General features: G+C 41.5%; 11 protein-coding genes. 2 read left to right on the forward strand and 9 right to left on the reverse strand.

The annotated features are described in order from the left end of the window. Position 1: 1 nt before the first annotated feature. From CLW00_RS16000 to CLW00_RS16045, 9 genes are all read right to left on the reverse strand, one after another. Complete coding sequence (locus CLW00_RS16000; RefSeq protein ID WP_106134707.1) at positions 2-793, reverse strand: SDR family NAD(P)-dependent oxidoreductase; 792 nt, start codon at positions 791-793, stop codon at positions 2-4. Positions 794-834: 41 nt separating this feature from the next. Then, the gene (locus CLW00_RS16005) at positions 835-1932 is read right to left on the reverse strand and encodes a sugar phosphate isomerase/epimerase family protein (RefSeq protein ID WP_211300206.1); all 1098 of its coding nucleotides are present in this window, start codon (positions 1930-1932) and stop codon (positions 835-837) included. 19 nt (positions 1933-1951) lie between these two features. Beyond that, complete coding sequence (locus CLW00_RS16010; RefSeq protein WP_106134708.1) at positions 1952-4489, reverse strand: DUF7133 domain-containing protein; 2538 nt, start codon at positions 4487-4489, stop codon at positions 1952-1954. Between the two features lie 176 nt (positions 4490-4665). After that, on the reverse strand, positions 4666-6201 hold the full coding sequence (locus CLW00_RS16015) for a ribosomal protein L7/L12 (protein ID WP_106134709.1): 1536 nt from the start codon (positions 6199-6201) through the stop codon (positions 4666-4668). A gap of 519 nt (positions 6202-6720) precedes the next feature. Beyond that, positions 6721-7812: a dipeptidase gene (locus CLW00_RS16020; RefSeq protein ID WP_106134710.1), complete on the reverse strand. Its 1092-nt coding sequence runs from the start codon at positions 7810-7812 to the stop codon at positions 6721-6723. Between the two features lie 216 nt (positions 7813-8028). Further along, complete coding sequence (locus CLW00_RS16025; protein ID WP_106134711.1) at positions 8029-8493, reverse strand: RidA family protein; 465 nt, start codon at positions 8491-8493, stop codon at positions 8029-8031. Between the two features lie 94 nt (positions 8494-8587). Further along, positions 8588-9901, reverse strand: a complete 1314-nt coding sequence (locus CLW00_RS16030) for a gluconate:H+ symporter (RefSeq protein ID WP_106134712.1) — start codon at positions 9899-9901, stop codon at positions 8588-8590. Between the two features lie 357 nt (positions 9902-10258). Beyond that, on the reverse strand, positions 10259-10492 hold the full coding sequence (locus tag CLW00_RS21860; protein ID WP_106134714.1) for a type II toxin-antitoxin system mRNA interferase toxin, RelE/StbE family: 234 nt from the start codon (positions 10490-10492) through the stop codon (positions 10259-10261). Positions 10493-10513: 21 nt separating this feature from the next. Continuing rightward, on the reverse strand, positions 10514-12832 hold the full coding sequence (locus tag CLW00_RS16045; protein WP_106134715.1) for a hypothetical protein: 2319 nt from the start codon (positions 12830-12832) through the stop codon (positions 10514-10516). Positions 12833-12869: 37 nt separating this feature from the next. Here CLW00_RS16045 and CLW00_RS16050 point away from each other — a divergent pair, with 37 nt between their 5' ends. Then, positions 12870-14060 (forward strand): Lnb N-terminal periplasmic domain-containing protein, encoded by a 1191-nt coding sequence (locus CLW00_RS16050; RefSeq protein ID WP_106134716.1) that lies wholly within the window; start codon positions 12870-12872, stop codon positions 14058-14060. 63 nt (positions 14061-14123) lie between these two features. Continuing rightward, on the forward strand, positions 14124-16160 hold the full coding sequence (uvrB, locus tag CLW00_RS16055) for an excinuclease ABC subunit UvrB (protein WP_106134717.1): 2037 nt from the start codon (positions 14124-14126) through the stop codon (positions 16158-16160). Positions 16161-16473: the final 313 nt, after the last annotated feature.

The raw sequence follows: 16473 nt of genomic DNA on the forward strand, positions 1-16473 counted from the left end.
ATTACCTGGCAGTCCAGCCTCCATCAACGGTCAGCATAGATCCTACCATATATTTTCCAGCATCTGAAGCCAACAAGAGCGCAGCCCCTTGGATTTCCTTCAGCTCTCCCCACCTTCCCAAAGCTGTAGCGCCTACTACAAACTTTTTGCCTTCTTCTGTGTCGGCGATGGGCAGATTCATTTCTGTCAGAAAAGGGCCCGGGCAAATGGCATTTACAGTAATACTGAATGGAGCCAATTCCAAAGCCAAAGCCCTTGTCATCTGCACTACAGCCCCTTTGCTCGAGGTATAGGGTGTCCTGTTTGCCAGACCTACCAAGCCCAGTGTACTTGCCAGGTTGATAATGCTTCCTTTTTTGGCATTTTTCATATGGGGTGTGACCGCCTTGCAAGCAAGCCATGTACCTGTCACATTGATGTCCATTACTTTGTTAAAGTCTTCCAAAGTCAATTCGTCAATAGCTCCCCTAATATTGATCCCAGCACTATTGATCAGAATATCTATCCTTCCGAATACCTCCATCGCTTTGGCTGCCATGGCATCCATATCTTCTTTTTTACTCACATCTCCTGCGAAAGCTATGGCTTTTACCCCAAACGCATCTTCAATTTCTTTAGCGGATGCAGTACCCTCCTCACCGTTTCGACTGACCAACATCAAGTCTGCACCAGCTGAGGCCAAACCTGCGGCCATGGCAAACCCAAGCCCTTTGGAACCTCCTGTCACAATGGCTGCACGGCCTTTCAAATCAAATATTTTTATTCCTGGTAGATTGGCTATTTCTGTGTTCATAGTGTAGTTTTTTGGTTAAATTTCGATCCTTGTTAATGTGATTAAATTCCAATATTTAAAGTCTCTTTACTGTATTGAAGGCATTTGAGGATATTTTCTTCCTCAAAAGACAGTTTTTCTTCTGTGCTCAAATGACTTACTGCTGGCAATTCTCCTTCAAATTCATTTTGGCGAATCAGGTTCATGGTTTCCAAACTGCTTGACCGTAACTCTGGGAAAGTGGCCCAATATTCTTCTGTCTTGCAGGGAATTGACAATGGATCTCTTGTAATCATTTCCAATGAAAATCTGATTTCAGGATTGTGTTTTTTACATGTTTCCACAGCCTTTCCCAGGTCGACAATCCCTTGTCCAAGAGGCACCTCCGATAACAAAAAGCCTTTTTCGTCCTCTTTTACTCCCATATCTTTGATATGTGTAGAAAAAGCAAAAGGAGCCAATATCTCAATTACTTCATTGGGGTCTTCCATCAATGCCAGATTGTTTCCAAAGTCGATGGTCACTCCCACGTATTCATTGTCCAACATTTTTACCAAATCCACCAATTCCTCCGCTCTCCAATCCTTATGATTTTCTATAGCCAATTTGACCTGATGCTTGGAGACTACTTTTGAAGCGAGTTTCAAAGATTGAATGGAAGCTTGTTTAAAAGCTTCAAATTCATTCTTGGAATGAAAGTTTTCATACCTCCTTCCACTCAGGCAAACTGTCCTAAAAACCTCCACTCCCGCTTTTTTCGCAGTAAGTATCTCATGCTCAAATCTTGAAACATCTGTTTTATCTTTCGGCAAACTGATACTGCCTTCTACAAACATTCCTTCTTTTTCTTTTTGAATATTTGTAGCAAAGTCCTCCGTCCAATTCTGAACCCCTACCTGTATTCCACCTGCACCTATACTTTTGCAATGATTTAAAAGCTGAAGGGCATTTTCAAAAGCAGGGAATTGTTGACTATCCGCTTTGGACTGCCACCTTGACCAATAGGAATGCACTACAATACCCATTGAATTGGAGGCTATGATTTGAGAGAAATGCGGAAAAGGAACGGCTAGCAGTATTCCTGCCATACTTGATTTTCGGATAAAATCCCTCCGGCTGATTTCTTTAAGACAATGGTGATCTAATGGGCTTTTTCTCATATTAATGGATTTAGGCTGGTCAAGGTCCTTCTTCTTTTAACCCATCAACATGCCTGTTCAACTCCTTTGCTGTCCAAGGAAATACCCTCCCTTGGGTCTGATGTCTGGTGGCTCCTACCAATCTCGGGCTAACCGGTTCGGCTTGATTGCCCCATTCATTTCGGATATAGGTCAAAATTGCGGCTATACTTGCATCATCCATAGTAGAGTGAGAAGGCATGACAGGCAATATTTCCGGAGCATCATACACTTTGCCAGACACCTCCACAGGCCCTTCCATGCCATGCAGAATTATCAAAGCCAACCGCACTTCATTTTCCACCACCCATTCCGATCCAAGCAATGGTGGCCCCATTCTATTCACTCCACTGCCGTCGTTGCTATGACATCCAGCACAACTGGTAAGGTACTTCTGTCTACCTCTTGCAAACTGAACCATAGCTTCTTCGGATAACATCACTTCCTCGCCCGATTCTTGAACAGGATCGAAACCAGGCCAGGAAAAAATCCTTTTCAACCTCTCCATTCTTTTGGTTTCTATTTTCTGATTCTCAGCTGTAAAAATCAAAGGGGCGGTGCTCAGTTTAACCAAACCAGGTTCTTTCACATTTCCTGCATGTATGGCCATGCTTGCCAATAATGTCTCTTCTTTCCATGAAAAGTCATTTTTCTCTATCAATGCCAGCAATGAACGGATTTCTTCCGGGTCTTTGTTTTTGATGATCGCCGCTGTCAAAGTCTCTAAAAACACTTCCTTACCAGCACCACCTGTTTCCCAGCTTGAATCATCCCAAAGCTTCATCGCAAACTGAAACTCTCTTTTATGCAAACTGCTCAAAATCGCATCTTGAAACAAAGGGTCATGGTTTTTAACCTTCACAATTTCTTTCAAAACATCAAAAGAGGTTTTCTCTTCAAGTGAGCCTGCACTCAATGCCAACTGTATAGCCAAGGTTTCATCCTGGGTTTTGGCAAGCTTTATCATCATGTCAGCCAATTCTGACTTTTCTTCCATATTGGAAGAAAAATGGAGTTCCAAAAGTCTTACCGCATGGGATTGAATCAGCGGGGAGGAATCCTGAAAAAGACCGTAAAGCCAGTTTTTATCTAAAACTTGAAGACCTTCCAAAGTCCACATGACATGTAGCTTCCCGTGCTCAAATGAATTTTCCTCAAACGCCTTCAATAGAAAAGGTGCTATAGCTGGATCATTCCGCTCAACCAACAGCCTTTGTGCCATATCCCGGTGCCAACCATCACGGTGGAATAATCTTTCTGCCAAAACTTCTGAGGACATCTCCGAATATTTCGGGAGAATTTCAGGTTTCCAGCCTTTGGGGACTATCCTCCAAATCCTACCCATGTTGACAGGAAGGTCAAGACCACGTTCGAGGGTTTGTTCTCTAAGATAGGGCGTTACATAGGAACCATGCTGAATCAAACCACGGTACATATCAGCTACATATAGAGCTCCGTCCGGGCCAATGGTACTGTGAACCGGTCTGAAGCGCTCATCTGTCGATGCCAAAAACTCTTTACCAGGATGAGGATCATGAGCTTCCAAGAGAAGCCCATTTTGTTCGACAAAATTTCTTTTGATAAGATTGCCAGCTGGCTCGCAGACAAATATATTACCGTAATATTCGGATGAAAAGAGGTTACTTCTGAAAACAGTGGGTGAGCATGCTGCAGTAAATTCCAAGAGTTTGCCCTTTTCGTCTAAGGTTCCTGGGATATATCCTCTGTTGACAGCTGGATTTGGTCTGATTGGATAGACCCTCCGATCTAAAGTCAATCCATGGTCAATTCCAGTACTTGCTTGGTGGTTGGGGTTTCTTGAAAAGTAATTTGGAGGAACCAGATCTCCGTGCAATTGAGACCAATTGTAATTGTAAATCAGCCTACCTTGATCATCTTGGCTAATCCCATATTGACCGCGGGCTTCGGTGATATCCCTTTGCCATGTGCCATTTTGAAATTTATACCTCAGTTTTGATTTGGCATTGTAGTACCAATTGTCCATAGCCCGCATCAAGCCATTGTCCGAATGTTCCGGAATTCCATTGGCAGCATAAGTTGAATCTAGCAAGACTTTCGTGTCTGCAACAAGGTCACCATCCAGATCTTCAGTCATCCAAAGGGCATTGTTTTCCGCTACCAATGCACCTCCTCCGAATAATCCCAAAGCCCTTGGCATGTATAAGCTGTCTAAGTAAACAGTACTTTTATCCATGGTTCCGTCCCCATTGGTATCTTCCAGTACAGAAATCCTTCCCAAAGGAAGGGATTCTCCAATTCCATCAATATCTGGCATAAAACTCCGCATCTCAATCACCCAGAGTCTGTTGTTTTCGTCAAAAGTCATGAAAATAGGATCCTGCACCATAGGTTCATAGGCTACTAGCTGCACTTCAAATCCATCTTCTACTTGAAAAGTTTTAAGTTCTTCTGATGGAGATTTGGGTTTCGGATTATCCTCCCAATCGGATTCATTCGGGGCACAGGCGAAGCCCAAACATATAATTCCAAGAATTCCATATAATCGGAAAATGCTCATGAGAGGGAGTGATGAAATAGGTTATTTTTAGGTTTTTGGGCAGAATAAACTTTTGGCTTATCCCTTATTCCCAAAATGCATGTAATTCCCCATTATATCAAGGAGGATTTACAGAAACGGCTGAATTACTGATTGATGGCAAGGAAAAAGTATAAAAGGAGGTTAGCTATAAAGATTTATCCCTTTTGCTGATTACCTAAGATTTCTTTAAGACTGTTATCATCAACCTTTCCACTTTTTGGTATCATTCCCTTTTGAATTGCCCGTTCAATTTTACTGAATAAAAAATCCACAGGAATTGTCAAAAGTTTACCTAAATCAATTCTCTTGACATATTCTGGGTAAATACTTCCCATTGTCTCTTCTAACGGATACTGGTATGTGGCAATATCTTGGTTTAGTAAAGCATAAATGAATCCCTCAGGAAGCCCCAAATCGGAACCAACTACTTCGTCATCAATTACTTTAAAAATTTCCTGAATACTGATTTTAGTGTCATGATGGAGGAAAATAATGTCTTCCCATTCTAGTTCAGCAAAAGAAATGGTTCCTATACTCGGTGCCAATTGGTAGACTAAATTTTCGTACTCACTGATATTGAGGGAAGATGATTGAATGCTAAATATATATCTTGACTTTTTACCCACGTTAAAAAACACCAAGTCTTCACCTATTGGCACTCCTGCCGAATCGGATGAAAATTGCGGTATGGTGATGCCATTAGGGTGAAAAAACTTAAAGACTAAATCAGGCCCAAAACTCTCTTCATCTTCAAAACTTTTTTCAAAAAAATTAATATTAAAATTTCCATTTTTATCTGAAATAGCCTCTCCCAAAAACTGTAATTGCCTGATGTCTCTATCAAACAGCTGTACCCTTATCCCCTCTAATGGAATAGCGTCCTCTTTTTGAAGCAAACCATAAACGGAATAATGTAATTTGATTTCCTCAAATAATTCATCCGGGATATTATCTACTTGATTTTCCTCGATAGAGTCAATTTCAACCTCTGCTCCAAGATGCTCTAATCCAGATTTAAAACTTTCAACGGCTAATAAATTGGTTGAAGAATAAATTACTCCATGACTATTTACCAAGTTGTTTGCTTCTTCAAGTGATACTCCTAGGTGTGCTCTCACATATTTAATTACATCTAATTTATTAGGGCCTGAAGCAATCAAAATCAGTTTGTAATATGCATACACTTTGTTATCGGGTTCTGGTTGATCTATCGGTTCTTTTTCATCATGAATTTCCGATTCTCCAGTAACAATAATTTCAACAGTGGCTCCGGCATCTTCAATCACAGTTTTAATTGTATTGGCATGGGTTTCTTCATTTACGATTTTAACCAAACCGCCATTATCGACAATTTTTTTAGCCTCTGACAAAGAAAGTCCTGTAACTGCCCTCACAGCCTTGATAACCTCTACTTTTTTTTGTCCTCCATCAATTAGCATCACGGCATATTGAAGTCCATAGGCATTGATTGCAGTTTCTTGCATTTCTATTACAGCGCCCAAGGCACGAAACTTGGCAGCTTCTTCTTCAGCTTTGGACTTTGAAAACGCCAAGGGAATTTCACCACCTAAAGTTGAAATTTTTCTGGCTTGAAATGCATTTCCCGTCAATCTGGTTAAAAGCTTTGTGATTTGTGAATGATTTCTTGATGTTGGACTTAAAGTCAGCGTGTAATTTTCAGAATTCGACATGAGAAAAATAGTTTTATGAAAAATCAAACTCAATTTAACTTTTTTAGAACAATATCTGAAATTTATTCCCTGTTTTTCAATAGGTTAACTAAACCTAGCTTCTCAATTATATCTCAGCACAACAAGTATTTTTTTATGGATTTTTACCAAATATCAAAAATCAAACTCACAAACCTGAGTAACGAAAACTATCACTACACGAGCATCCAATAATGTATGGGTATCCAAATTGTCAGAAATCTTAATACGAAAAAACAATGATCGATGCTTGCCAGGTGTGTAATACCTTTGCTAAATCACCTTTCCAAATAAGTATCGGTCTAAATATGAAATCTCCTTTTTTACCTGTAACTTTCTTAAAATCTGAAAACTATGTCCAAGGAAAAAACAGTGAAAAAGGCTGAGAAAAAGAAGCCTGAGAAAAATCTCAAAGAAAAGCGAGCTGAGAAAAAAGCGAAAAAGGACGACAAAAAAGGGAGAGATTAATTCAAACCAATATTGTTGGTGGTAAGGCCATTGTCATTCTTTGACAATGGCTTCATTTTTCCAGGCCTTCTTCAGAAATCTCAACCAGTTACCAAACATGACGTTCTCTATTTCCTTTGTGGAATAACCTCTTTTTGCCAATAAATCAGGGATTTTTTGAAGATCGGCTATGGTCTCGATATCATAAGGGCATTGCTCTCTGCCAAAGCCTCCATCCAAATCCGACCCAATTCCAATATGATTTGCATTTCCTGCCAATTGGCAGATATGGTCCATATGATCGATCAGTTTTTCCAGGTTACAATCCATGCTTTTGGGGTCTGAGACACCACGCTTCCAATCAGGTACCATCATCCAAGCATCCATGGCTCCACCTATCACAGCCCCTTTTTCAATCAAAACCCTGATCTGTTCATCGGAAAACTGACGGTTATGATCAACCAAACTGCGGCAGTTGTTATGACTTGCCCATACATGCCCATTAAAAATATCCATTGCTTCCCAAAAGCTGTCATCACAAAGATGGGTTGCGTCCAGAATAATGTTTAACCTTTCCATTTCTTTCAAGAGGGCAGGACCGTCCGGACCCAATCCTCCAGTAGCATCTGTACCATTAGCATATCTGCCGGGACCATAATGGGAAAGGCCCAAGGCTCGGAGACCATAATCATAAGCTTTTTGTAGATAGCTCACGTCTACGATAGAGTCTGCACCTTCCAAAGAAAGGATATACCCGATTGGCTTTGTAGTCCAGGGCAATTCATGCAGCCAGAGGTTGATATGCTTTTCCAAGCCCTCCAAATCTTTGATTTGAACCATCTCTCCAGCCTCCTCCATGGCCTTATACCAAGCCAACTGCCCTTGTGTTTGTGCCCAGGCTTGTTCAGGGGAATGCCAGCCGGGAAGTGGATTCCCAGCTGCAACATATCTGGCTATTTGTGTCGCTACTACCAGACCAATATTTCCATTTCTGAGATCAGGCAAAGACACCACTGCCCTCTCCCTGTCGGGTTTATCGGCCAAGCCTTTTTCTCGGGCATTGATCTCATGGACAGGTTTGCGCAAGTCCCGGTTCCATTCCATGGCATTCATACTGAGGTCTAGGTGGGCATCTATGGTGAACATGGGGAGTTAGATTTTAGATTGTAGATCTTAGATTTAGACTTTAGATCTTAGATTTAAGATTTTAGATTGGGGTTTGAATAAAGCTAAAAGGGGATTGAGGAAATAAAGCTATTATTTATATATCCAGGAATTCTAAATAATGGCAATAAACCACAAAATAGAAGTCCAAAATTTAAATTTCAAGAAAATCCATCTTTGGCCTTCCGCTTCATAAAACTATTTCAATTCAAACATCGCTTCAATTTCAACAGGAATGTTATCTGGTAGGGTAGCCATTCCAACTGCACTCCGCACCCCCACTCCGTTTTCATGACCCCAGACTACTGCGAAGAGTTCAGAACAGCCATTGATCACGTAAGGGTGGCGCTCAAAATCCGGTGTAGCATTGACCATCCCCAAAACTTTTATGACCCTTTTGACCCTATTCAATGATCCTAAATTGGCTTTTATCGTCGACAACATGGCTAAACCAACTTGCCTAGCGGCCAATTTTCCAGCCTCAATATCCATGTCCTCACCGATTCTACCAATGATCAAAGTACCATCTTCTTTGACAGTGCCATGTCCAGAAAGGTAAAGGTACTTACCATCAACAAGGCATGGCTTGTAAACTCCAAGTGGCTTTGGTGGTGGTGGTAAAATCAATCCTGACTCTGCAAAATTCTCTTCAGCTGAACTCATATTTTATTCAATTTATACTTTTTAAAATTCCATTCTATTTTGACCAATTTTCAATCAAATTCCTAACCTGAGACTGAATTTTACACTAAAGGATTTAAATAAAAATATCTAAAATCATTACTCCCATTAGTCCTACCACAGCCACTATGGTTTCCATCACAGACCAAGACTTGATGGTGTCTTTCACACTGACATTGAAATACTCTTTGAATAACCAAAATCCAGCATCATTGAAATGCGAAAACATCAAACTACCAGCACCTATGGATAGCACAAGTAAATTTGGATCTACACCAGCTGTACTTACTATGGGAGCAATAATCCCTGCTGTTGTCAATCCCGCAACTGTAGCTGAACCAACCGCAACCCTGATCAATGCAGTAATCACCCATGCCAAAACAAGCGGGTGAATATCCCATCCCTGTAGTGCATCGGCGATTTCAAGGCTGACACCAGAATCCATCAAAACCTGTTTCAAAGCACCTGCCCCACCAATAATCAATAAAATCATGGCTACGTCTTTTGTGGCTACCACATACAAGTCCATCAATTTTGGGATCTTGAAATTCATCCTCATACCAAGCGTGTAGGTTGCTAAGAGTAAAGAAATCAGCATCACCATTCCCGGGTCTCCGACAAACTGGATATAAGGATAGATAGCGCTAGACTCGGACATATTCAAAGTCAGAATCGTAGTACCGATAAGGAAAAACACAGGAAAAAGTGCTGAAAAGAAGCTGTTGAAGACACTTGGCAACTCCTCCTCTGGTTTGGCCTTTGCTTGAAAAATTTCCAAAGGTTTGGCATCAATATTTTTAAGAAACTTGGCAAAAATCGGCCCTGCTACAATAATTGTTGGTACAGCGATAAGAATCCCGTAAGCAAGGGTCAAGCCCATATTGGCGCCAAACTGTGCTACCAAGGCGGCCGGAGAGGGATGAGGAGGAAGAAATCCATGGGTAACCGACAATGCAGCCAATAATGGAATCCCCACATAAACAGCTGGCAATTTGAATCTATAAGACACGGTAAATACCAATGGAATCAGCAAGACGAACCCTACATTGTAAAACAAGGGAATACCTACCACCAAGCCTGTCACCATCATGGCCCATGTGACATTTTTGATCCCAAAAATGGACATCAAAGTGTCGGATATTCTTTGGGCTGCACCACTTTCTGCCACGAGTTTACCAAGCATAGCCCCCATCACGATGACGATCACCAGATCGCCCAAGAGGCCTCCAATCCCTTTTTGTATAGATCCCGCAATCTGTTCTGGTGGAATGCCCATCAGAAATCCAGCTAGGATGGATGAAATCAGAAAGGCGAGGAAAGGATTGAATTTAAGCCAAGTAATCAGCAATACCAATACTGCTATACTGATCAATACAAAAACAAAGGTCATAGGTTATCTAGGGTTGAGCGACCAAATTAAAAAATTAATCTAAGATGAATGGCGGAAATACTTAATTATTAAAGAGAATTAGCTACCTAAAAACAATAATCGTCACTTCATTGATTAAAAAACCAATCTCTCCCACTTATATAATGGGTCCCCAGATAGATGGAAACTCCAAAAAGCATTAAAGTAATTGGAATGACTCCAATTGAGGAATAAAAAATGAGTTCACTGACAAAGGATCCCAATCCGATAAAGAGGAAACCTGAGCTAAAGAAATCTAAAAGTCTTACCTGATGATCTGGCATTCCACTTTTTGAAGAGGTGTTCAAAAAAGGTCTTGTAAATGCCTGTAAGAGAAGTTTACCAATGATCCCAAAGAAAAAAACACATACTAATATAAGTCCCATTCCATTCGGAATGAGAGCCAAGTCGCATCAAGTAAATCTCTTTTGGACTTTCAGTTTGCTGCCAAATCAGAAGCAAGCCATGGAGAATGTGACATTCCCAAGTTCCTAAATAATTTCCCGTCAACTTATGAGGTTTCATATAATCCTTTTTGAAGCGACTTGAATAGGCTAATTCATAACTGCTCATTTAGCCAAATCTTCAATCTGTTTACCTCTTCCAAAATTTCAACCTATCCTGAAAACCGGGAGCTTCCAACTGGATCACAAAAATCCCCTTGGGCAATCTTGAGAATTTTTCTTCTAAATCAGGTGACTCCAAACCAAGCGAAAAATGCTGTTCTCCGCTGATTCCAAAAACTGAAATCATAACGTCCTCAGAGCCCAGGTTTGGTGGCAACACAAAATTGATTTTTCCTGAGACATATGGATTTGGAAAAACCTTGGTGGGACTGGTGAAACTTTCAATCTCACCACCTAACCTGAACACTTCCGAAAAACTGCTCTTCCCATCGATTTCCACTTGTTCCAATTGAAAATAGGGAGCTTCATGGAGTTTTTCAATATAACGGTAATTGTACTCTTGAATCCCCTCACGATCGCCTCTGGAAGGGATTTCTGCTATCTTTTCAAATTCCAACCTCTTGTCTTTTGCCCGATACAAGATAAACTTCTCGTTGCCCTTTTCCTGTGCTGTGGACCATCGAACGACGATTTCACCCTTTTCCATCTTTGCTTCTACACCCACCCAAGTCAATGGTAAAATTGACATCTGTCTGTAGCTACCGATTGTAAAAGTATTGCCATCAAGCTCTGCAAATTCCAAGGACCTCCTAGCCCACAAAGTATCCGCATCCACACCAGGCAGGTGAACACCAGGAGCTGCCAAGCCATTCCCGACTATTCTGATGTCATCTACTTCATCTACGATCAGGTTTTCTGCAGCAATCCGAAGTTCGATAGGGTCTGATGAAGCAGAAAGTCCCGAAAACTCAAAGTAACTGTTCAATTGATAGAGAATCGGACTTCCATCGACATCATCAAAGTTTGGATCCCAGTTCGCCCCCGGAATTTCGAAAAACCTTAAAGACAGATTTCCTCCAGGGGAATTTCCATTCAATCTCAACCTTCTAACTCCTCCCTGATATGCATCTTCAAAAGGGAAAGACGCATTTCCTACGTTCAAAACAGTCGGGAGAAAGTTATATGTCATTCTATTTAAATTGAGCCATTGCCCACCTTCATACTCATATACACCTGCCCCATCTGTATTGAAGTAAAGGTCAAACCCATTGAAATCAATTTGACCATTCCGATGAAAAAAATTGGTCTTGATGCGCATATCGGAGTCCATGACAAGCCTGCCTCCTGATTTATTGATTTCTACTTGTGTGAAATCAAAGTTCAACCCAACCACTTGTTGTACTGCGTCTCCCTGAAAATTAAGATAAGAAGGGGCATCCACTATATCTCCACCGGATAGTCTTGCCAGATCCCCACTGAGAAAAAGTGAGTCTATTAAAAGTTTTTGAGCATTGTTTTCAAAAATCAGGTTGTGGTACTTTTTTGGTTGAATGGCAGCCGCCATGGTAGAGCTGACAAGTACCTGAGTTCCGGCATTGGAACGGTAATAAACATTACCTTCAAGTTGGAAATCAGCAGATTCCATTATTGGTTCATTCCCTAAAAACACCAAATTGCCTCCAGGTTTCAGATGTATAAGTGCCGCAGGTATGGAAACTGACCTTCTTACCAATTGGTCCAGAGGGGCAGAGCATTCAGAAATCAAAGTAGCATTTGGTTCGATAATTAGATTGCCATAAGGCCCACTTCCATTAAAAGCCACTTGATTGTTGAATGAAAAGGTAGAACATGCAGGGATTCCTTCATTGTTTACTGTTTGAAGAACAGTGCCTGAGTTTACAACAAACACATTGGCTTTAAATGCTGAGTTCACAGTCAAGGTCTCTCCAGGCAATGCATCGAATACCACTTGGTACCTACTATTATTTGTTTGCGCAGACCAACTAGAGCGATCTACGACAATTCTCGAATTGCCTTTAAAGACTATTTTCCCACTCTGTGGGTAAATCCAATCAATTGAAGCATTGGCCAGGTTATTAATTTCAAAATCTCCTGTCGGTTTGTGCATCCCTCTCAGGGAGCCATATACATGCAATTCAAAGGTCTGAAGGTTCAACTTTCTCCCAGGTAAAGCGGCACTATACAGATACACATGATTTACTTCTTCATCCGCTGTGAGCCTGACCTCATGCCCCTGATCGACAAAAATCGTATTCATCATCCCGGGTTTTACTGTAGCTGCCTGCCAAGCCAATCCATCCCAAGTCTCCCAGATGGCAGGATTGTCAAAGTCCCCAGTTCCAATCGTACGAAAATCTCCTATTTGCAAGGCGATTTGGGCAAAAACAGGATTAATCAGACTGAGCCCATAAAAAAATCCAATAATAAAGTAAATTCGTGCCGGATGACGGAGGCAGTGGCCATATATCATTTTCCTTTTAGTCATCGTTTCAAAAAATTAAAAGCCTGTTAAAAATAGATTGATGCTGTCCAAATTGAAAAAGATACTGCTCGTTTATCCGTTTATTTATTCGGTTATTTTTTTGGCTTCCGCCCAACAATACAGGATAAGTTTGCTCACCTGCGATCCGGGAGATGAACTCTATTCCGCTTTTGGTCACAGTGCCTTTCGTGTGCAAGATGCCGCTAGTGGTCAAGACTTGGTTTTCAACTACGGTACTTTCGATTTCAACACCCCATACTTCTACGTAAAGTTTACACAGCGAACCTTGGATTATATGCTCAGTGTATCCACCTTTGACCGATTTCAGGTCGAATACAACTATTTTCAAAGAAACATGCGTGAACAGGTGTTGGACCTGAGTCCTGAACAAGCCTCTAAGCTTGTCTCATTTTTGGAAGAAAATTACCAACCGGAAAACCGATTTTACAGGTATGATTTCTTTTATGACAATTGCGCCACCAGAATCCGTGATGCCATGGAAGAGATTCTAGGCAATCAATTGGATTGGAACGAAAACGTCAATCCTGAAAAGAAAACTTTTCGGGAGCTGATAGATGAGTATGTGTACCCCTTGCCTTGGGCTGACTTTGGGATCGACCTTGCATTAGGCGCTGTCATAGATGATTATGCAAGTGAAAGGGAAAAACAGTTCTTACCTGATTATATGGAAGCGGCTTTTGGAAGGGCTGTGATCGTTGGAGACGGGCCGACGAGAACCTTGGTAAAAGAAGAATCGGTCATCCTCAGCTTTCCTCCTCGGCCAAGCCAGACCGACTTGTTCAATCCTTACGTATTGTGGTGGGTTTTGGCAATTTTGGTCATGGCAATCACAGTGGTCGGGTATAAGAAAAAGAGGATTTTCAAGGCTTTTGACATCACATTCTTCGCTATTTTAGGCTTGTTGGGGCTGTTGATTGTAGTCTTGTGGTTTTTCACTTTCCACTCCCAAACAAAAAGTAACTGGAACATTCTATGGGCATTCCCTGGTCACCTGCTATTAGCCTTGGCGCTCTTACAAAAGCAAGTAAAACCATGGCTTAAAAAATATTTGCTTTTTGCTTTGGTTTTGGCAAATCTGGCATTGGTTTTCTGGGTATTTGGAATACAATCCTTTCACCCTAGTATTGTGCCTTTATTGTTGATCATCCTTCTGAGGACAAATTTTCTATATTACAACTTAGAAAAGTTTTCAATTCAGGCTCCCAAGTAATAATGGGGAAATCCAAACTATTTTGGGGTGCAGACTTGTTATAGCTAATCAGGAAAAAAACCTATGGATTTCAACTTACAATCAGATTTTAAGCCCACCGGTGATCAACCGGAAGCCATCAGGCAATTGGTAGCGGGTGTCAATGAGGGAGACAGGGCACAGGTACTTTTGGGGGTGACGGGATCTGGAAAAACATTTACAGTTGCCAATTTGGTCCAACAAGTCCAAAAACCTACTCTCGTACTATGCCACAACAAAACCTTGGCAGCCCAATTGTACGGGGAATTCAAACAGTTTTTCCCGGAAAACGCAGTAGAATACTTTATTTCCTACTATGACTATTACCAGCCAGAGGCTTTTATACCTACAAGTGGTACTTATATAGAAAAAGACCTCTCCATCAACGAAGAGATTGAAAAATTAAGACTCAGCGCCACTTCAGCATTACTTTCGGGAAGAAGGGATGTTATCGTAGTAGCTTCTGTTTCCTGTATTTATGGTATTGGAAATCCCGAAGAGTTTGGAAAAAATGTCATCCGACTTCAGGAAGGTGATAGGATACCCAGAAACCAATTGCTTTTCAAATTGGTGGATATCCTTTATAGCCGCACCAATCAGGATTTGACCCATGGTACATTTCGGGTAAAAGGGGATACAGTTGATATTTTTGTGGCCTATGCAGATTTCGGCTATAGGATTTTCTTTTGGGGAGATGAAATTGAAGCCATCCAACGAATAGATCCCGCATCAGGCAAAAAGCTATCCGATGAAAAACTAATCTCAATTTTCCCTGCAAATCTATTTGTAACTGGAAGGGATGTCATTGACACTGCCATTCACGAGATCCAGGATGACTTGATGGCCCAGGTTTCTTTCTTTGAAAAAGACATGAAACTGATCGAGGCCAAGAGGCTAAGGGAAAGGACTGAATTTGATTTGGAAATGATCCGCGAACTAGGCTACTGTTCAGGAGTGGAAAACTACTCCAGGTATTTTGACCGTAGAGTTGCCGGAACCAGGCCTTTCTGTTTGTTGGATTATTTTCCTGATGACTATTTGATGGTCATTGATGAAAGCCACGTGACCATCCCGCAGGTTAGGGGTATGTGGGGCGGAGACCGCTCTCGTAAGGTAAACCTGGTGGATTATGGTTTCCGTTTACCATCCGCTTTGGATAATCGACCTCTGAATTTTGACGAATTTGAAACGCTGATCAACCAAGTCATTTACGTGAGTGCCACACCGGCAGATTATGAGCTCGCACAGACTGAAGGTATCGTCGTGGAACAGATCATTCGTCCAACAGGACTACTAGATCCTGTGATCGATGTCAGGCCAAGTGCAAATCAGATTGATGACCTCTTGGAAGAAATTGACGAAACAATCAAATCCGAAGCCCGTGTCTTGGTCACTACTTTGACCAAAAGAATGGCCGAAGAGCTTCAAAAGTATCTCGAAAGAGCCGGTGTAAAAAGCAGGTACATACACTCTGAAGTAAAACCCCTCGATCGGGTCGAGATTCTGAGAGAACTTAGACTTGGTGTCTTTGATGTACTGGTGGGTGTCAACTTATTGAGAGAAGGTCTTGACCTACCGGAAGTTTCATTGGTGGCAATTCTTGATGCGGACAAAGAAGGTTTCTTGAGAAATGAACGTTCTCTCGTGCAGACTATAGGCCGTGCTGCGAGGAATGAAAACGGCAAAGTGATCATGTATGCAGATAAGATTACGCATTCCATGCAAATGGCGATGGATGAAACCAATCGAAGAAGAAGCCTTCAAATTGAATACAACCTTAAACATGGAATTACTCCAAAAACTATCCTCAAGTCCAAGGATAGAATCCTAGGTCAAACCAAAGTTGCCGACAGCAAGCGCAACGCAAAAATGTATGAGGACACGACAAATGCCGAAGCTTTGGTGGCTGCAGATCCATTGGTACAATACCTCAGCAAAGACAAACTGGAAAAGCTGATCACTCAAACCCAAAAACAAATGGAGAAGGCAGCCAAAGAGCTGAACTTTATGGAAGCCGCAAGACTGAGAGACGAATGGCAAGGGCTCAAGAACAGGCTTTCAGAACTTGAAAGGGGAATTTAATCTACTCTTGTCATACCATATGGCGTCATGCTGACGAAGGAAACATCTCAAGAAGGTCAACAAATGATATATACAAATAGGACTTCCTGATACTCCACCTATCTATCGATGACAAATTTGAAATGGTCGTCAAATTGACGTAGGAAAGCCTTCTCCGTCCCGTCCCGATAAATATCGGGATATCGGGATTCGGGGGGTCTCTTTCTTTCAAGCTTGGAGATCCTTCACCTCCGCAAGCTTGCCTACAGTAGGTAGGCTCCGTTCAGTATAACGCTGACCATTCTGTCATTTTCTTTCTGTAAATGCTTAATTT

The organism is Mongoliibacter ruber (genome assembly GCF_003003005.1).
GTDB classification, from domain to species: Bacteria; Bacteroidota; Bacteroidia; order Cytophagales; family Cyclobacteriaceae; genus Mongoliibacter; species Mongoliibacter ruber.